16 protein-coding genes are annotated in these 18006 nt (G+C 74.0%); 5 read left to right on the top strand and 11 right to left on the bottom strand.

Annotated features, from left to right (window positions below; all coding sequences use genetic code 11):
• From ACX9I7_RS04165 to ACX9I7_RS04200, 8 genes are all read right to left on the bottom strand, one after another.
• The gene (locus ACX9I7_RS04165) at positions 1-1212 is read right to left on the bottom strand and encodes an FAD-dependent oxidoreductase (protein ID WP_459386512.1); all 1212 of its coding nucleotides are present in this window, start codon (positions 1210-1212) and stop codon (positions 1-3) included.
• A gap of 5 nt (positions 1213-1217) precedes the next feature.
• Complete coding sequence (locus ACX9I7_RS04170) at positions 1218-2627, bottom strand: dihydroorotase (RefSeq protein WP_459386513.1); 1410 nt, start codon at positions 2625-2627, stop codon at positions 1218-1220.
• The gene (locus tag ACX9I7_RS04175; RefSeq protein ID WP_459386633.1) at positions 2615-3718 is read right to left on the bottom strand and encodes an acyl-CoA dehydrogenase family protein; all 1104 of its coding nucleotides are present in this window, start codon (positions 3716-3718) and stop codon (positions 2615-2617) included. Before ACX9I7_RS04175 ends, ACX9I7_RS04170 begins: the two co-directional genes overlap by 13 nt.
• Positions 3719-3729: 11 nt before the next feature.
• Complete coding sequence (locus tag ACX9I7_RS04180) at positions 3730-4785, bottom strand: PrpF domain-containing protein (protein ID WP_459386514.1); 1056 nt, start codon at positions 4783-4785, stop codon at positions 3730-3732.
• On the bottom strand, positions 4782-6605 hold the full coding sequence (asnB, locus tag ACX9I7_RS04185) for an asparagine synthase (glutamine-hydrolyzing) (protein ID WP_459386515.1): 1824 nt from the start codon (positions 6603-6605) through the stop codon (positions 4782-4784). Before asnB ends, ACX9I7_RS04180 begins: the two co-directional genes overlap by 4 nt.
• Positions 6606-6695: 90 nt before the next feature.
• Entirely contained in the window at positions 6696-7661 is a 966-nt protein-coding gene (locus tag ACX9I7_RS04190; protein WP_358625304.1) for a PLP-dependent cysteine synthase family protein, read from the bottom strand.
• A gap of 74 nt (positions 7662-7735) precedes the next feature.
• Positions 7736-8560, bottom strand: coding sequence for an HpcH/HpaI aldolase family protein (locus tag ACX9I7_RS04195; RefSeq protein WP_459386516.1), 825 nt, complete (start codon positions 8558-8560; stop codon positions 7736-7738).
• Positions 8557-9435: a TauD/TfdA dioxygenase family protein gene (locus tag ACX9I7_RS04200; protein ID WP_459386517.1), complete on the bottom strand. Its 879-nt coding sequence runs from the start codon at positions 9433-9435 to the stop codon at positions 8557-8559. The genes ACX9I7_RS04195 and ACX9I7_RS04200 overlap by 4 nt, the downstream gene beginning before the upstream one ends.
• A 452-nt stretch (positions 9436-9887) precedes the next feature.
• Here ACX9I7_RS04200 and ACX9I7_RS04205 point away from each other — a divergent pair, with 452 nt between their 5' ends.
• Genes ACX9I7_RS04205 through ACX9I7_RS04220 form a run of 4 tightly spaced genes read left to right on the top strand, consistent with a single transcriptional unit; the run spans position 9888 to position 14126 of the window.
• The gene (locus tag ACX9I7_RS04205; protein ID WP_459386518.1) at positions 9888-11228 is read left to right on the top strand and encodes an MFS transporter; all 1341 of its coding nucleotides are present in this window, start codon (positions 9888-9890) and stop codon (positions 11226-11228) included.
• A 5-nt stretch (positions 11229-11233) separates the two neighbouring features.
• The gene (epsC, locus tag ACX9I7_RS04210; protein ID WP_126916676.1) at positions 11234-11842 is read left to right on the top strand and encodes a serine O-acetyltransferase EpsC; all 609 of its coding nucleotides are present in this window, start codon (positions 11234-11236) and stop codon (positions 11840-11842) included.
• A 49-nt stretch (positions 11843-11891) separates the two neighbouring features.
• Positions 11892-12860: a PLP-dependent cysteine synthase family protein gene (locus tag ACX9I7_RS04215; RefSeq protein WP_387571337.1), complete on the top strand. Its 969-nt coding sequence runs from the start codon at positions 11892-11894 to the stop codon at positions 12858-12860.
• Between the two features lie 33 nt (positions 12861-12893).
• Positions 12894-14126, top strand: a complete 1233-nt coding sequence (locus ACX9I7_RS04220) for a NikS protein (RefSeq protein ID WP_387571335.1) — start codon at positions 12894-12896, stop codon at positions 14124-14126.
• 121 nt (positions 14127-14247) lie between these two features.
• Here ACX9I7_RS04220 and ACX9I7_RS04225 read toward each other — a convergent pair whose 3' ends face one another.
• Entirely contained in the window at positions 14248-15465 is a 1218-nt protein-coding gene (locus tag ACX9I7_RS04225) for an IS701 family transposase (RefSeq protein ID WP_387571333.1), read from the bottom strand.
• A gap of 240 nt (positions 15466-15705) precedes the next feature.
• On the opposite strand from ACX9I7_RS04225, the gene ACX9I7_RS04230 reads away from it, so the two are divergent.
• Complete coding sequence (locus ACX9I7_RS04230) at positions 15706-16287, top strand: TetR family transcriptional regulator (RefSeq protein WP_387571330.1); 582 nt, start codon at positions 15706-15708, stop codon at positions 16285-16287.
• Between the two features lie 98 nt (positions 16288-16385).
• Here the strand turns inward: ACX9I7_RS04230 and ACX9I7_RS04235 are convergent, their stop codons facing one another.
• A complete protein-coding gene (locus tag ACX9I7_RS04235; protein WP_387571328.1) occupies positions 16386-17318 on the bottom strand; it encodes an NAD-dependent epimerase/dehydratase family protein in 933 nt (310 codons plus the stop codon).
• Positions 17315-17944 (bottom strand): ScbR family autoregulator-binding transcription factor, encoded by a 630-nt coding sequence (locus ACX9I7_RS04240; RefSeq protein WP_387571325.1) that lies wholly within the window; start codon positions 17942-17944, stop codon positions 17315-17317. Before ACX9I7_RS04240 ends, ACX9I7_RS04235 begins: the two co-directional genes overlap by 4 nt.
• Positions 17945-18006: the final 62 nt, after the last annotated feature.

An 18006-nucleotide genomic window follows, 5' to 3' on the forward strand; every position in this document is an offset into this window, starting at 1 on the left:
TCAGCCGGCTGCCGGCAGGGGCTGGGTGGCTTCGAGCCGGATGTCCTCGGGACGCCAGGCGACGACGTCGAAGATGGCCTCGTCCTTGCGGCCGTGGGACCGCATGAAGTCGTTCCGCGCGCGCTCCTCGTCCCGGCTGGCGCCCTGGTCGAGGGCGCCCTGGCGGCGCGAGTGGAGCACGACGGCGGAGGTCCGCTCCAGGCGCTGCTCCTGGTAGACGCGCAGGGCGGTGTCCACGTCCTGGTGGGCGCCGAGCGCGGCGGCCAGCGTGACCGCGTCCTCCAGCGCCATGTTGGCGCCCTGGCCCATGGCCGGGACCATGGGGTGCGCGGCGTCGCCGAGGAGGGCGACCCGGCCGTCCACCCAGTAGGGGGCCGGGTCGCGGTCGTGGATGTCGGTGACGGCGACGTCCTGCGGGTCGGCGTCCAGGATCAGCCGCCCGAACGGCTCGTCCCAGCTGTCGAGAGCCGCCACCAGCTCCTTCAGGGCCACGTCGCGGCCCTTCGCGGGCCACACCCCCGGCTCGGCGGTGATCTTCGCCGCCCAGTACATCGTGTCGGCGCCGACGGGGGCGACGAAGAGCTGGATGCCCCGCCCGTTGGCCACGAACGGCCGCGGGTAGAGCGGCGATCCGGTCGTCCGGCCCCGGACGGAGGTGTAGCCGCGGTACGTCGGGGCGCCGTCGCCCAGCATCGCCTGCCGGATGACGGACTTGATGCCGTCGGCCGCCACCAGGAGGTCCGCCTCCAGGGTGTTGCCGTCCGACAGCCGTACGCTCACCCCGTCCGCGCGGCCGGTGTGGCCCTCGACGGTGGTGCCGAGCCGCACCACCGCGCCGGCGGCGAGCGCCTCGTCGAGCAGGGCCGTCTGCAGGGCCGTGCGCAGGATCGGGATCTGCGGGGCGCCCAGGCGCTCGCCCATGTCGCCGATGGGCTCCTCGGAGAGGGTGTTCCCGGCGGAGTCCATCAGCAGGCGGACGTCGCCGGGGACCGTCGGGTGACCGGTCGCGCGGACGCGCTCGCCCAGGCGCGGGCTGATCGCGTCGAGCGCCCGGACGCCGTTGGCGTACACCATCAGCCCGGAGCCGACGTCGCCGATGTGCGCGGCGCGCTCGACGACCGTGACGTCCAGTCCGGCGCCCGCCAGGGCAGCGGCGGCGGCGAGGCCGCCGATGCCGCCGCCGGCGACGATCACTGTGCGCTTGCGCTCCATGCTCGTCACACCCCTTCAGCCCGCGCCGGGGCGCAGGACAGCCAGCGGCCGTCGTAGTCGCCGAACTCGCCGGTGGCGGCGTCCCAGACGACCTTGCCGGAGCGCAGGGTGCGCTCGACGCGGCCGGTCATCGTCCAGCCCTCGTACGCGGACCAGCCGCACTTGGCGCGGACGTCGTGGGCGGAGAGCATCCAGGTGGCGTCCGGCGCGAAGAACACCAGGTCGGCGTCGGCACCCGGGACGATCCGGCCCTTGCCCGGCAGGCGGAACAGGTCCGCCGGGCCCTCGGCGAGGTGCCGCACGAGGCGGGCGACCGCCACGTCGGGGTCCTCGTCCGGCCAGCGGCGGCGCATGCCCGTCCACACGCCGACGGCCAGCTCCTGCACGCCCGGCAGGCCGGGCGGCGACTTCTGGACCGTCTGCGTCTTCTCCTCGACGGTGTGCGGGGCGTGGTCGCTGCCGATCGTGGCGGAGTGCCCGGACCGCAGCGCCTCCCACAGCCGGTCCTGGTCGGACTGCTGACGGATGGACGGCGACAGCCGGGTACGGGCGCCCAGCCGCTTGGTGTCCTCGTCGGTGAACGACAGGTGGTGGCCGGTGACCTCGAAGCTGACCGGCAGCCCGGCCGCCCGGGCGGCGCTCACCAGGTCGGCCTCCTCCGCGCTGGACAGGTGGAGGATGTGGGCCTTGGTGCCGTGGCGGCGGACGAGCTCGATGACGCGGGCCACGGCGGCGATGCCACCGCTGCGCGGCCGGCGGGCCTCGTACTCGCGGTAGTTCTCCGGGTCGCCCCACCAGCCGTCGAGGAGCTGGAAGAGCAGGTCGTCCTCGGCGTGGAGGACCAGCTGCACCCCGCCCTCGGCGGCGGCGACGAACGCCTTCTCCAGGGCGACGGGGTCGCGGACCACGGTCGGGGCCGTGTGGTGCCCGGCCATGAACACCTTGGCGCTCGTGGCGACCTCGGGATCCAGCGTGGCCAGCAGCTCGGGGCGCTCGGGGTCGAGGCCGATGTGGAAGCGGTGGTCGACCAGCGAGTGGCCCGCGACCATCGCGGCCTTCTCGCGGACGGCCTCCTCCGTCAGCGTCGGCGGGACCGTGTTGGGCATGTCCATCACGGTGGTGAAGCCGCCGGCGACGGCGGCCCGGCTGCCGTGCTCCCAGTCCTCCTTGTGCGTCAGACCGGGGGTGCGGAAGTGCACGTGGGAGTCGATGAGGCCGGGCAGGACGTAGTGGTCCCCGGCGTCCATCCGGGGCACGGACGCCGGCACGGTGTCCGTGTCGTCCACGCCCTCGACGGCCAGGACGCGGCCGCCCGCGATCAGCACCCGGCCCGGGCGGACGCCCTCGGGGGTGACCAGCCGACGGGCGGTGACGACCAGCTCCACGCCGGAGCGGTCTTCGTTCAGTTCTGCCATGACACAGCCACCAGCTCTCGGGCGAGGTCGTTCGTCGGTCCCATCAGCGCCACCGCGCGCGCGTCGGCCAGCAGCCGGTTCAGCCGCGAGCCGGTGACGTAGCCGGCGGAGCTGAGCATCCGGGCCACCTCCAGGCAGATCTCCTCCGCCTCGGTGGACGCGTGGAGCTTGCTGTGGAGCGTCGTCAGGCCCGGGGTCTGCGACGTCCGGGCGCCGGCCCGCTCGACGATGGCGCGCGCCGACTCCAGCCGGGTGGCCAGGCCCACCAGCCGGTGCCGCACGGTCGCCTTCTCCAGCAGGCCGCGCCGCTCGACGTGGTCGACGACCAGGTCGAGGGCGGCCCGGGCGGTGCCCACGGCCACGGCGCCCAGGGTGGCCCCGGACTCCCGCACCCCGGCGATGATCTCCGGCGCCCGGCCCTCGGGGCCCAGCATGTCCGTCGCACCGACCACGCAGTCCACCAGCGACACGAAGCCCGTCGCCGAGCCGCGCATGCCCACCAGGTCCAGGCTCAGGTCCGGCACCAGGCCCGGGTTCTCGCCCATGACGAGGAAGAAGGTCTGGCCCACCGAGCCGTACACCCGGGTGGTGTCCGCCTCCGGCTCCTCGGTCTGCACCAGCACGAGGTAGATGTCGGCGACCGAGGCGCCGGTGGTGAAGGACTTCGCGCCGTTCAGCACCCACGTGCCGTCCGGGCGGCGGGTGCCGGTGCTCGCGAGCTTCTGCTTCGCGGCGCCCGCGCCCGTCTCGCTCCACGCGGAGGCGGCCAGGTACGTGCCGTCGGCGAGCCGCGGCAGCAGCTCCCGCTTCTGCTCCTCGGTGCCCCACTCGGCGATCCGGGCACTCACCGCGAAGTGCTGGAAGGCGATGATGGACACCGAGGGGTTGACGGTCGCGATCTCCTCGACGACCCGGTTGATCTCCCGGGCGTCGGCGCCCGCGCCGCCGTACTCGGCGGGGACCGCCGTGGCCAGCAGGCCCGAGGCCCGCAGCTCGGCGAGCACCTCGTGGTCGGGGGCCCCGCTCAGCGCGGTCTGCTCCGCGGACTCGCGAAGCCGCGCCCGCAGGGCGGGGGTGATCTCCGTCCTCATGCGGATGTCCGTCATGCGGACGTCGCTGACAGTGCCAGGCATTGGGCAATCTCCTCGAATTGCAGATGGGCGAGAGGTTCCAGCACGAACGAGCCTTGGAAGACGACCCGTTTGCGTCCCACGCCCACCCAGGTGAGCGCCGGCTCCCCGGCGGTCTCGAGCGTGGTGGCGGTGACGGCCGTGTCACCGCCGGGTGTGGTGATGTCGATCAGTCCGTCGGCGCGGCCCTGCTCCCGGGCCATGGCCCAGGGGATCGTGCCGGGCACCCGGGTGGCGGCGCCGAGGCAGACCGCCCCGGTCAGGGCGATCGTCGGATGCCAGGACGGCACCGAGATGGCGCGCGCCGCGAGCCGGCCCGGCTCCATCGGCACGATCGCCGCGATCTTGGGGAACGCGCCCTCGGGGGACCAGCCCAGATGGGCGGCGGCCGCCGCGCGGATCCGCGCCATCCGGTCGAACAGCTCGCTCCCGGCGGAGAACAGCGCGGTGTGGTCGGCGATCCCCAACTGCCGTGCGTCCACGAACGCGTAGGCGTTGCCGGAGGACACCAGGGACACCGTGACGTTCCCGTCGTCCACCGCGAGCTCGGTGCGGGCCTCGCCGGTGAGCAGCAGCCGCGAGACGGCGACGCCGCCCGGCTGGACGAAGTAGACGGTGAAGCGGACCTCGTCCCGGTCGACGGCGTCCACCTCGCACACCACGCTGTCCCCGTTGTTGAGGACGTTCACCCGGACCCGGCCGCCCGGCGTCAGCTTCGGCAGCATCCCCGAACGGGCGGCCGCCACGACCGCCGAGAGGATCGAATGCCCGCAGGAGCCGCGGAAGTCGAAGCGGTCCGGGCCGCCGGGCAGCGCCTGCACGAAGCGGTAGTCCAGGTCGAACATCGGGTGCTCGGAGGGCCGGACGAGCGCGATCTTCAGGACGTGGGAGCCGCCCGCCTCCGTCAGATAGCGCCGGACCGCGGTGAGGTCCCGCCGCATGGCCTCCTCGTCCGGGCCCAGCAGGCCCGCGTCGAGGACGACCGTCGGGCAGGGGCTGCCCGAGGCGTAGGCGAGATGGCCGATCATGCGGGGACCGCCGTGCGCCCGGCCGCCGCCACCGGCCCCAGGGCCGCGCGGCGGAACAGCTCGCGCCACACCTCGTGCACCAGCAGCGCCCACAGGGTCAGCGACGTGGTGTCGTCCGGCCGCTCCGCCTGGACGGCGAACAGCCGCTCGACGGCCTGGACGTCCAGCTGGCCCGCGTCCTTGAGCCGGCCCGGGCTGAGCATGTCCCGCGCGTACTCCCACAGCGCCGAACCGGGCGCCAGCATCGCCGTGATGGGGAGGGTGAAGGGCTGCTTGGGGCGGTTGAGGACGTCGTCGGGGACGAGACCGGCGGCCGCCGCGTACAGGGACCGCTTGACCTTGCCGTCGCGGATGCGCAGCGCGTCCGGCAGGGCCCGGCCCGGTGCGATGACGCTGCGCTGGCAGAACGGCAGCCGGGCCTCGACGGAGCTGGCCATGCTCAGGTGGTCGACGCGGCGCAGGTGGTAGGCGGGCAGCCGGTGGCCGAGCTCGAACTCGGTGATGCGCTCGAGCACCGTGCCCTCGCCCGAGCGGAGCCGGGTGAGCGCGTCGGCCGGGATGGCGTCGGTGCCCGCGATCAGCGAGCGGTACTCGTCGGTGTAGAGCGAGGAGCGGCGGTGGGCGGGCAGGACGCCGAGCTCGTCGACGTACTCCTGGTACCACTCGGCGCCCGTCGCCGCGGCCTGGGCGGCCGCGCGCATCCGGGAGTAGCCGCCGAAGATCTCGTCGGCCGCGTCACCGGTGAGCGCCACCTTGAAGCCGGCGTCGCGCACGGCGCGGAAGAGGGAGAAGGTGCTCAGCGTGATGGGGTCGGCGTTGGGCTGACCCAGGTGCCAGACGACGTCCTCCAGCAGCGAGGGGAAGCTCGCCGGGTCGATCTCCACCTGGTGGTAGGTGGCGTTGGCCCGCTCGGCCGCCTGGCGGGCGAAGTGCCGCTCGTCGAACGGCCAGTCGCCCTTGTAGGCGATGTTGAAGGAGTCCACCGGGCCGTGCTCGGCGGCGAGCGCCGTGACCAGGCTGGAGTCCAGGCCGCCGGAGGTGATCACGGCGACGGGCACGTCCGCGTTGAGGAGGCTGCCGACCTCGGTGCGCAGCCGGCCCTGGATCAGCTCGCCGGCGGCCGACTCGTCGGTCTGCCGGGTGGCGTCGGGGCGCTGCGGGCGGTGGATGACGCGGGGGGTCTCGCCGGCCTCGATCACCATCGTGGTGGACGGCGGCAGCACGTGGATCCCGGCGAACATCGTCTCCTCGCCGAAGGGCGTCTTGGTCGCCAGGTAGGCGTCCAGGCCCTCGGAGCGCAGGCCGGCGGGGACGCCGGAGAAGCCCAGCAGCGCGGGGAGTTCGGAGGAGAAGTGGATCGAGCGCTCGGCCGCGTCCCAGCGGTAGTACAGCGGCTTCATGCCGATGTGGTCGGTGGCCAGGATCAGCTTGGGGCGCTCGCCGCGCTCGTCGACCAGGGCGAGGGCGTACATGCCGTCGAGGTGGTCGGTGAAGTCCAGGCCGTACTCGCGGTACAGGGCCGGGATGATGCTGCCGTCGCAGCGGTCGGCGAAGGTGTGGCCCATCGCCTCCAGCCGGGCGCGCAGCTCGTTGTGGTTGTAGATCTCGCCGTTGAAGACGACCTGGTAGCGGCCGGGCCGTCCGTAGGGCTGGACGCCGCCGTCGAGGTCGACGATGGCCAGCCGGTTGTTGCCGATGCCCCAGCCGGCGTCCCGGGCCGAGCCGCTGCTGTCCGGGCCTCCGTGCCGCTGGAGCGCGGCGACCGTTCTCAGTTCGTGGGGGGACGCGATCGCGTTGAAGTAGCCGTAGATGCGGCACATAAGAGGTGTCCGTTCCGGGGTGGAGCCAAGAGGATGTGCGCGGCCGGGCGAGGCGCGGGGGCCGCCCGGCCGCCGGGTGCCGTACGGGCGTCAGCCCTGGTCGCGGGCCATCGAGAGGTAGCGCTCCCCGGTGTCGGGGAAGACGGTGACGATGGTCGAGCCCGCCCAGCGCTCCCGCTGGGCGAGGAGCCGGGCCGCGTACGCGGCGGCGCCCGAGGAGATGCCGGCCAGCAGGCCGGTGGCCCTGTTGACCTCGTGGGTGGTGTCGGCGGCGGCGTCGTCCGGCACCGCGACGACCTCGTCGATCAGTTCGAGGTCCATGATGTCGGAGACGTAGCCGGCCCCGATGCCGGGAATGCCGTGGGGCCCGGCCTCCCCGCCGGAGAGGATCGCCGAACGGGCCGGCTCCACCGCCACCACGTGGACGTCGCGGCGCTCCTTGAGGTAGCGGGCCACGCCCATCAGGGTGCCGCCGGTGCCGACGCCGCACACCAGCACGTCGACGTCGCCACCGGTGGCCTCCCAGATCTCCGGGCCCGTGGTCTCGTAGTGGGCGCGGAGGTTGGCCGGGTTCTCGTCCTGGTGGGCCAGCCAGGAGCCGGGGATGGAGCGCTGGAGCTCCTCGGCGTACCGCCAGGCGGGCAGCAGCCCGTCCTGGTGGGGGACGAGGACGATCTCCGCGCCGAACTCCCGGAGGATCTGGCGGCGTTCCTCGGTCGCGTTGTCCGGCATCACGATGATGCAGCGATGGCCGCGCTGGGCGCTGAGTGCCGCGATCGAGATGCCCGTGCTGCCGGAGGAGCACTCGATGACCGTGCCGCCCTCGGGGGCCAGCACGCCCGACCGCTCGGCCTCGCGCATCATGTAGAGCGCGGGGCGGTCCTTGACGTTGGACAGCGGGTTGAACATCTCCAGCTTCGCCAGGAGCCGGGCGGACTCCGGCACGCCCGGGAGGCGGACCTCCATCAGCGGGGTGTCGCCGACGAGCTCCTCCGCCGACCGGACGATCCGGCGCGCGGCCCGGGCGGGGGCGGGGGAGGGCGCGTTCCCTGTCATCAAAGCTCCAGCTTTCATCGCAGTGTCATCGCAGTTCGTCTTCGGTGCGGCCGGCGGACGCGACCGGGGGTCCGTCAGGCCTCGCCGCGGGCGGCGGCGAGGTGGGTGACGGCGGCCTCCTGGAGGTGGGTGATGTCGCTGGAGACCGTGGCGAAGGTGAACCCCTCGGCCAGCCGGCGCTTGGCGTCGGCACCCTTGAGGACGTGGATGCCGCAGGCGATGCCCGCGCGCTCGGCGGCGTCGGTGATCCGCTTCAGCGCGTCCTCCAGGGCCTCCGCGACGTCCGGGTCGCCGAAGAACTTGGCGCCCAGGGCCACGGACAGGTCGGCGGGGCCGACGTAGACGGCGTCCAGCTCGGGCGTCGCGCAGATCGCCTCCAGGTTCTCCAGCGCGGCGGCCGTCTCGATCATCACGATGCAGGCGACGGCCTCGTCGACCTCGGCGGGCACCGAGCCCATCCGCAGCTCGCCGCGGACCGGGCCGCCCAGGCTGCGGGTGCCCCGGGGGTGGTGTCGGCAGGCGCGGGCCGCGATCGCGGCCTCCTCGGCGGTGTTCACCATCGGCACCACCACGCCGCGCGCCCCCGAGTCCAGGGCCGTGCCGATGGCGATCGGGTCGACGGAGGGGACGCGCAGGACACCGGCGGAGACCTGCCGGGCGTCCACGGCGAGCATGGCCGTCTGCCAGCCCGCCCGGTGCATCACACCGTGCTGGCCGTCGACGCCGATGTAGTCGTACCCGACGCCGGCGATGCGCTCGGTGCCCGCCGGGTTGTCACAGGCGATCCAGTAGCCCAGCAGGCGTTCGCGGCGGCGCAGCCGCGCGGCGAACGTGGCCGGGTCGTGGCGCTCGGCGGTCTGCGAGGTGGTGGGCGAGGTGGTGTTCGCGGTGGTGGTCACTCGCCCTCACCGTCCTCGACGCCGTTCTCGATGACGTAGCTGGTGCGGCCGTCGAGGCCCACGGGCACGTCGCCGGTGATGGACACGCGGTGCAGGACGCGCTTGTGGTCGTCGTAGTCGTTGATCGCGTAGTGCTGCGTGGCGCGGTTGTCGAAGATCAGGACGTCGCCGACGCGCCAGGTCCAGCGGGCGGTGTTCTCCGGGCGGCGGACATAGCTCTGGAGGACGTCGAGGAGACCGCGGGACTCCTGCTGGGTCATGCCGACGAAGCGCTGGGCGAAGCCGCCCAGGAACAGGCTCGGTTCACCGGACTCGGGGTGGACGCGGACCACCGGGTGGGCGGCCTCGAAGCGCTTGGCCATGAACGCCTTGCGCACCTCCTCGCCGCGCTCGGTGCCCAGCTTCGGCTGCTCGGCGCGGTTGGTGTGCACCGCCCACAGCTTGTCGGCGATCTCGCGGAGCTCCTTGGGCAGGTCCTTGTAGCCGGCCGCGCCGTTGGCGACCATCGTGTCGCCGCCGTAGGGCGGGAGCACCATGGCGCGCAGGGTGGTGCCCAGCGACGGGGCCTGCGTGAAGCTGATGTCCGTGTGCCAGTGGTTGGCGCGCTGGTCCTCGCCGTCGATCGGGATGACCTGGGGGGCGCCGTCGACCGTCCGCATCATGGGGTGCTTCTGGGTGAGCGGGCCGAAGCGGCCCGCGAACTCCAGCTGCGCCTCGTCGGTGATGTCCTGGTCCCGGAAGAAGAGGACCTTGTGCTCCAGGAAGGCCTCGTGGATCCGGTCGAACACCGAGTCCGTCAGGCCGGTGCCGAGGTCGACGCCGAGGATCTCGGCACCGATCCGGCCGCCGACCTTGCGGATTTCAAAGCTGGACACCATTCATTCCTTTCGGGGGCGCGACGGCACTGCCGGCCGGCACCACTGGGAGGCAGGAATTCGACTGTCACCGCCGGGCACCTTCCGGGGAATTCGGATCCCAACAGCGGCCCGTGGCTTCACGAAATACCGGGACCGCCACCTTCCGCGGCGAAAGCGGCTCCGCTCGCAATGCGGGCCGTCCCTGGCGAGTTGGAGCCAACCATGCCGGTCAGAGGGGCGGCAAGGGCTCGGTGCGTTCTCGCCTACGACTTCAGCGACTTGCCGAAGTGGGGCCGCGACTTGGGCAAGTCCACGACTTCGGCAAGTCGCTGAAGTCGTCATGGGCCGCTATCCGGATGTTGCCGCTCCCGGCCCCGCGTGGTTGGCTCCATTCGCCCAAGCGAGAATTGCCCTCTGTTCGGCAGCAGCGCGCGGAGTCGGTGAACTCCGCCGGCAACCAAGGAGTTCCCGTGAGCCCCACACGCCCAGGCAAGGGCACGTTCCCCCGCTACCGTTATCTGGCCGCCGTGTCGGCCGAGGCCGTCGGCGGCGGCATGTACGTCCCGGTGTCCCTGCTGTACTTCCACCGGGTCGCGGGGCTGCCGCTGGGCCAGGTGGGCGGCGCCCTGACCGTCGCCGCCCTGGTGGGGCTGGCCGTGAGCCCGTTCTTCGGAGCGCTGGTCGACCGGCTGGGGGCCCGTACCGTGGTGGCGGTCGGATTCGCCGTGCGCGCCGTGGGGTTCGTCTGCTATCCGTTCGTCCACCAGTGGTGGCAACTGCTGGCCGCCGCCACCCTCGTCGCCGTCGGGGACCGTTCGTTCCAGGCGTCCATCCAGGCCCTGATATCCGAACTCGCCCAGGGCGCCGAGCGGCAGCGCATGATCGCCACCCAGTCGAGCCTGCGCAACGCCGGCTTCGGCGTGGGCGGCCTGCTGGCCAGCCTCGCTCTGGCCGCCGACGCCGACTGGGCGTACCACGCGGTCGTCCTGGGCAGCGGCGCGGGACTCGCGCTGGCGGCCGTGCTGATCGCCGGCCTGCCCTCCGGGCGCGTCCCGGCCACCGCCACCACCACGAAGGCGGACGGGAAGGCCGCCGGCGGGTACGGTGCCGTCCTGCGCGACCGGCCCTACCTGGGGCTGACGCTGGCGACCGTGCCGCTGGCCTTCTGCTACTCCTCGCTCAGCGTCATCCTGCCCGTCTACACCACCCAGACGCTCCACGCCTCGGCGTCCCTGCCCGGCCTGCTGTTCACCGTGAACACCGTGCTGGTGGCGCTGGCGCAGGTCCCGGTCAACTCCTGGACGTCCAAGTGGCGGCGCACCCGCGTCTCCGCGATGGGCGGCGTGGTCTTCGCCGCGTCCTTCCTGGGCTTCGCGATGCTGTCCGCCCTGGACGGCGGCGTCGTCCTGGTGTCCGGGCTGCTGCTGACCACCGTCCTCTACACCGGAGGCGAGCTGCTGCACAGCCCGTCCTCCGGCGCCCTGTCCACCGATGCCGCGCCGGACGCCCTGCGGGGCCGCTACCTGGCCGTCTACTACCTGTCCTGGTCGGTCGCCAAGGCGGCCGCCCCGGCCCTGTTCACCACCCTGCTGGCCGTCTCCGCGAACCTGACCTGGCTGCTGCTGGCCGGCGGGGTGCTGCTCGGCAGCCTCGCCATGCTGCGGCTGGAGCCGCGCCTGCCCGCCCACGCCGTCCGGCCCGCCCCCGAACCGGGGAGCGCCGAGCCGGGGAGCGCGGAGCCGGCCGCGGAGACCGCGGGGACGGTGCCCGGCGCGGCCGCATCGCCCACCCGTCGTACCAGGAGGAGTTGAGTCCCATGCCCACCGAGCCCGGACTGCTGCGGACGCTGCGCGAGGACCTCGACGTCGTCGTCGAGCGCGATCCGTCCATCCGCAACCGCCGGGAGGGCGTACTGCACGCGGCGCTGCCCGCGCTGTGGGCCCACCGGGTCGCCCACCGGCTCCACCGGCGCGGCCTGCGCCTGGCCGCCCGGCTCGTCGCCCACGGCGCCCGCCGGCACACCGGGGTGGAGATCCACCCCGGTGCCGTCCTCGGCCGCCGGGTCTTCATCGACCACGGCTGCGGCGTCGTCATCGGCGAGACCGCCGTCATCGGCGACGACGTGACCATCTTCCACCAGGTCACCCTGGGGGCCGTCGGCTGGTGGAACGACAACGCCCGCCCCGACGGCGAGCGCCGGCACCCCGTCGTCGGCGACGGCGTCATCCTCGGCGCCAACGCCACCGTGCTCGGCCCGGTGACCGTCGGCGACGGCGCGCTGATCGGCGCGATGGCCACGGTCACCAAGGACATCCCGGCCGACGCCCGCGTCTACGCGCCCCCGTCCGTGATCCGCACCCCGGGCGGCGACGTCACCCCGGCCACCGACCCCGTACGCCTGCTCGCCTCGGCCGGCTCCTGGTGAACCGCGCCGCCGACCCCCACCCACCACGCCTCCCGTAGGAGATTCACCCATGGCCGCTGCCGCCACCACCCAGCCCGGCCCCACGACGACCGGCACCCGCCGCGTCGCCGACGGCCTGGAGGACCTCATCGGGGGCACCCCCCTCGTCCGGCTGTACCCGGAGGGCGCGGACCCGTCCGTCGAGGTCCTCGCCAAGCTGGAGTCCGTCAACCCCTTCTCCAGCAGCAAGGACCGGCCCGCGCTGCGCATGATCCTCGGCGCCGAGGAGCGCGGCGAGCTCGTCCCGGGCGGCACGGTCCTGGAGTCCACCTCCGGCAACACCGGCATCGCCCTGGCCGCCCTCGCCGCCGCCCGCGGCTACCGCTGCGTCGTCGTCCTGCCCGACAGCGCCACCCCCGAACGCGTGGGCCTGCTGAAGGCGCTGGGCGCCGAGGTCGTGCAGACGCCCAGCGAGGACGGCTTCGCCGGCGCCATCGCCAAGGCCGAGGAGATCCACGCGGAGACGCCCGGCTGCTGGTACTCCCGCCAGCACGAGAACGACGACAACGTCCTGGCTCACTACGAGACCACCGGCCCGGAGATCTGGGCCGACACCGCCGGCACGGTGGACGTGCTCGTCGCCGGCGTCGGCACCGGCGGCACCATCACCGGCTGCGCCCGCTACCTCAAGGAGCGCGACCCCTCGATCGAGGTCGTCGCCGTGGAGCCGGAGGGCTCGCCCGTCCTCTCCCGGGGCTTCGGCGGCCAGCACCGCATCCCCGGCCTCAACGGCGGCTTCGTCGCGCCCACCACCGACGAATCGCTCATCGACCACGTGCTGACCTGCGGCGACGACGACGCCCTGGCCGCGGCGAAGGCCCTGGCCACCCGGCAGGGCCTCTTCGTCGGCGTCTCCTCCGGCGCCGCCGTCCACGCCGCCGCCCACCTGGCCCGGCTCCCCCAGTACGCGGGGAAGACCATCGTCACCGTGCTGCCCGACACCGGCGAGCGCTACGTCAGCCTCTGGAACGAGTCCTGAAAGCCCCCGTACCGACCGTCACGAGGTGACCGTATGACCGCCCTGGTCCTCCACCGCGGATCGTTCCGCGCCAACCCCTACGAGCAGTGGCTGGAGGGCTACGACGCCGACGTCGTCGTCCTCGCCTCCAGCGAACAACTGGCCGTGCACGGCGAGGAACTGCCCACCGCCGCGCCCTTCACCCACGCCGAGGCGCTGCCCGGCTACGACACCAGCCCCCGCGTCGCCGAGCGGGCCGCCGAGCTCGTCGAGCGCTACGGCGTGACCGACATCGTCGCCTGCCAGGAGAACGACCTGGAGCGCGCCGCCCACCTGCGGGTGCGCTACGGCCTGCCCGGCCCGCGCCCCGAGGACGTCGTGCCCTACCGCGACAAGTGGGAGATGAAGCGCGCCGCCGTCCGCGCCGGCATCCCCGTCGCCGACCACGCGCTCCTGGCCGCCCCCCAGGACCTCACCGACTTCGTCGCCGCCCACGGCCTGCCCGTGGTCGTCAAGCCCCGGCGCGGCGCCGGCTCCATCGACCTGGCCGTGCTGCGCACCGCCGACGAGGTCGCCGGCTGGCTCGCGGGCGACCACCTCGCCGCGCCGGGCGAGGAACCCACCTGGCTGGTCGAGGCGTTCGTCGAGGGCGGCATGTGCCACATCGACGGCGTGGTCCTCGACGGACGCGTCGTCACCATGTGGCCCTCGCGCTACACCTACGTCCTGGCCGACTACACCCAGCGCGAAGGGCGCATGGACATCGCCCTGGACGCCGACGACCCGCTGCGCCACCGGCTGACGGCCTTCGGCGAGCGGCTGCTGGCGGAGTTCGGCGGCAGCGAGCACTTCGCCTTCCACATCGAGGTGTTCCACACCCCGGACGACGAGCTGGTGCTGTGCGAGGCGGCCTGCCGCGCCGGTGGCGCGGGCGTCCGGGACGTCCACCGGGCGATGTTCGGCTTCGACCCGGCCGAGCCGCCGGTCCGCCGTCAGCTGGGGCTGGACTTCCCGTACGAGGGGGGCGGGAAGCCGGAGCGCGTCGGTGGTCAGCTGTTGTTCACGCGGCGGCCCGGCACGGTCCACGGGTTGCCCGACCCGGCGGGGATGCCCGAAGGGGTGGTGAAGCACCAGTACTTCGCGGCGCCGGGGGACCGGATGGAGGAGGCCTGGCACTCCGGGGACTTCCTGGCCGCCTTCGTGGTGGCGGGCGCGGACCGCGCGGAGTGCGAAGCGCGGATACGGGCGCTGGAGGAGTGGTTCCTCGCGGGGCTCGACGTCCGCTGAGCGGACGCGCAGGGGCGTGGCGCGCACGGGCATGGCGCTGTCGGTCGGGGCGCTGTCGGTCGCACTCGGGACCGGCGGCCGGGCCCGGGCGGTGGTCCGCCGGGGCCGCGAGGCGGGGTCGTCAGGCCGACCGGACGGCGGCCAGCGGCCGGTCCTCGCGCGGGGCGGCCGCCCCGGCCAGCCGGCTGTAGGCGAAGGCGGCGGAGACCAGCGTCATGTGGTGGTGCCAGCCGGGGAAGGACCGGCCCTCGAAGTCCCGCAGCCCGAAGTCGTCCTCCAGGGTCCGCAGGGCGCCGGTCGTCCGGGCGTGGTGCCCGGTGAGGGCCACGAGCTCCTCGGCGGAGTGCCGGGTGAGGTTGGTGATCCACACGGGCTCGTCGGCCTGCCGGCCGGGGACCCGGCGGGCGAACGCCCGGTACGCCGGGGGTGTCGTCGTACCCGTCCGGACGCCGGGTCGCTCCGGCAGCCGGACCAGGGTGTTGAGCAGCCGTCGCGGCTGCCCGGCCGGGGTCGCGCCGGGGATGCCCAGGGGAGCGGGGACCTCGCCGAAGCCGTCGCCCTGGTAGACCGGCCGCCGCACGGGGACGGGCGCGTCCTGGCCGTCGCCGCGCGGGCGTCCGCCGGGCAGCACGGCCAGGGCGGGGGGCACGGCGACGACGAAGTCGCAGCCGGCGCGGTCGAGTCCGCGGATCAGCGAGGCCGCCTCCGTGCAGGAGCTCATGTCGGCGACGACGGGCAGCGGGGTGGCGGCGGTCCGGGAGTGGAGCGTGTGGACCAGGTCGAGCACCTGCGCCGAGGCGGGCCGGTCGCCCACGCTGGACTCCGGTATGCGGGCCCGCTCGCGCAGGGTGTCGTCGTCGGTCCAGCGGGAGGGCAGCAGGATCCGCCAGCCGAGCGGCACCGGCTCGGTGTCGGTGGACAGGAAGATCCCCACGCCGAACTGGCAGTTGACGGTGCGGCCCGAGGCGGGGTCGAAGCGGCGGTGGACGCCCACCGAGCTCTCGCCCCGCTTGGGGACGACCACCGTGCCGATCGTCCAGGCGCGGGGGACGGTTCGCCGCAGGGTCCAGTGGGCGAGCGAGCGCAGGGCCGGGCCCCAGTCCCACGGGCTGGCGTTGACGAACTGGTGCAGCGACTGCGAGGCGGTGGGCGAGGCGGAGACGGCGGCCGCCAGGCGGCGGACCGTCTTCTTGCCCGGGGTGGCGAGCAGCCCCTCCAGATAGGCGTGGGCCCAGCGCCGCTGGTCGGCGCGGGGCAGGTAGCCGAAGACCTCTTCGGCGAAGGAGACGAGTGGAGCGGTGCCCGGGGTGAACGGGCGGGTCGAATGGTGCACAGCCATCGCACGGTCCCTTCTGACGCGGACGGCAGATCCCCGCCGCGAGCGAAAGAATAGAGAACGATCGCTTTGTTTTCAAAACCCCGGCGGTGTGACGTTCGGAACCGGGAGGCAGTGCCGAGCCCGACGATCATGGCCGTAAGGTGGTTGAACGCCGGTCTTCCACCGGCAAGTTGAAGCCGTCGTTCCGCAATGGCGCGGTCGCATGGCGCATGGCGGTGAATGTCTGGAGGGAGCATGGTCATGCAGGAGCGCGCCGTACGGACCCGTTCGGCGCTCGTCCGGGCCGCGGCCCGCGCCTTCGACCGCAACGGCTACGAGGGCACGTCCCTGTCCCAGATCCGCGCGGCGGCCGAGATGTCCATGGGGGCGCTGACCTTCCACTTCGCCACCAAGGGCGAACTCGCCGACGCCGTGCAGGACGAGGGCTGGATCCTGACGGAGGCCCGGGTGCGCGACGCGCTGACGCCGGCCGGCGACCCGGTGGACGGCCTGGTGGCGCTCACCCTGGCGCTGGCCGCGCTGATGGAGGAGGAGCCGATGGTCCGCTCGGCGGCCCGGCTCACCCGTGAGCGCGCCGGGGGCCGGGCCTGGACCTCCGCGTGGCGGCCGGCCGCGCACGCGCTGATCGAGCGCGCCCGGTCGTCCGGCGTGCTGCCGCCGGTGGCGCGGCCCGAGGTGGTCGCGGACCTGGTCAGCCATCTGATCGTCGGCGCGGAGGCGCAGATCCGCGCCTCCGCCGCGGACGCCGGGCGCCCGGCGGTGGACGTCGGCGGGCAGCTCGCCCGGATCTGGGACCTGGTCCTCCTCCCGGTCCGCGGCTGAGGGGTGCGCTCGGCGCGGGTGCGCTCCGCGTCATCTGCGGGTGCGTTGTGGCTGGTCGCGCAGTTCCCCGCGCCCCTTCGGGGCGCTGCCGAGCCCGCTCAGGGCGTCACGTGCCGTCGGTACCAGGGTGCCGCCTCCGCCAGGCGGGCCAGGACGCCCGGCCCCGGCGGGCAGGCCGCCGCCCGCCACACCTCCGTACTCGCGTACCAGTGGTCGCGGGCGAGCAGCGCGAACTGACGCTCGCTCATGCGCCCGGGGTTCTCCCGCAGGCTCTCCAGGCAGCGTCGCCACGGCCAGTCGGCCTCGGCGCGCGGCAGGACGGCGTGCTCGGCGAGCGCGTCCATCAGGTCGCCGTTGCGCACCGGGACGGGGTGGCTGGCGTGGTGGACGCCCGCCGGCACGGCGTTCGGCCCGCACGCCAGCTCCGCGACGAGCCGCGCCAGATCGGTGACGTCCACGGCCGACAGCAGCCCGCGCCCGCCGTCCCAGCGCGCGGGCACCCGGCGCAGCAGCTCGGCCAGGGCCGGCACCACCCAGCGGTCGCCCGCGCCCAGCACCAGCCCCGGGCGCAGGACGACCGCCCCGCTCTCCAGCATCGGCGCCTCGCCCGCCAGCCGGGTGCGGCTCGCGGGCGACGTGGGCGCGGGCCGGATCGCGTCGACGTCCGGCCCGTCGTGCGGACCCGGGCCGTAGACGGCCGCGGTCGACAGGGCGACGACACGGGGCACCGCCGCCCGGCGGGCCTCGGCGGCCAGCGCGACGGCGCCCCGGTGGTTGACCGCCTCGCACAGGCCCTCGTCCGGGGAGACGCAGGAGGCCAGGTGGAGCAGGGCGTCGGCCCCCTCGCACAGCCCCCGCAGCGAGCCGGGGTCGGTCAGGTCGCCGGGGAACCACTCGACGAGCGGGTCCGCGTCCGGGCCGGGCCGGCGGGTGAGCGCGCGCACGCGCACGCCCCGCAAGCCGAGTTCGCGCAGCGCGGCGGAGCCGATGAACCCCGTGGCGCCGGTCAGCGCGACCAGCGGCCCGCTCACCGGCGGGCCGCCCCGGCCGCGCCGGGGGTGGTGACGAGCCGCGCGCGGGCCTCCGGCGTGGCGACGCCGGGCAGCAGGTAGCGCCACAACAGGGCCACGCGCTCGGGCAGATCGGCCCGGTTGGTGGAGACCTGGGAGAAGAGCTGGGTGCCGGTGTAGCAGCTCACCAGGACCCAGGCCAGCTCCCGTTCGTCCACCTCGGGCAGGAGCTCGCCGCGGCCCCGGGCGGCGACCAGCTGCTCGTGGAAGCGGGCGGCCCATTCCTGGTAGGCGGTGTCGTCCTGGACGCCGAACTCGCCCTGCTCGACGGCGAGGCGGACGCCGGCGCGCAGCAGCACATTGCTCTGGAGCTCGGTCGCCAGGTGGAGGGTGATGTCGATCAGGTGCTGGAGGCCGGCCTCGCCCTCGGGCATCACGATGCCCTCGCCCTGCTCGTTCATGACCGCCCGGGCGAGGTCTTCCTTGGACTTGAAGTGGAAGTACATCGCGCCCTGGGTGGCGTCCGCCCGGGCGATGATCTTGCTGACGCTGGCGCCGCTGAACCCGAGCTCGTCGAAGACCTCCGCGGCCGCGTGAAGGATGGCCGCGCGGGTCCTCACCGCGCGGTCCTGTCTGGGCCTCGCCATGAGGTGACTCCCTGTGATCTCTCGACAAACAAAACGAACACCCTTTATCTTACGGCTCCAGC

Source organism: Streptomyces sp. L500 (genome assembly GCF_054551825.1).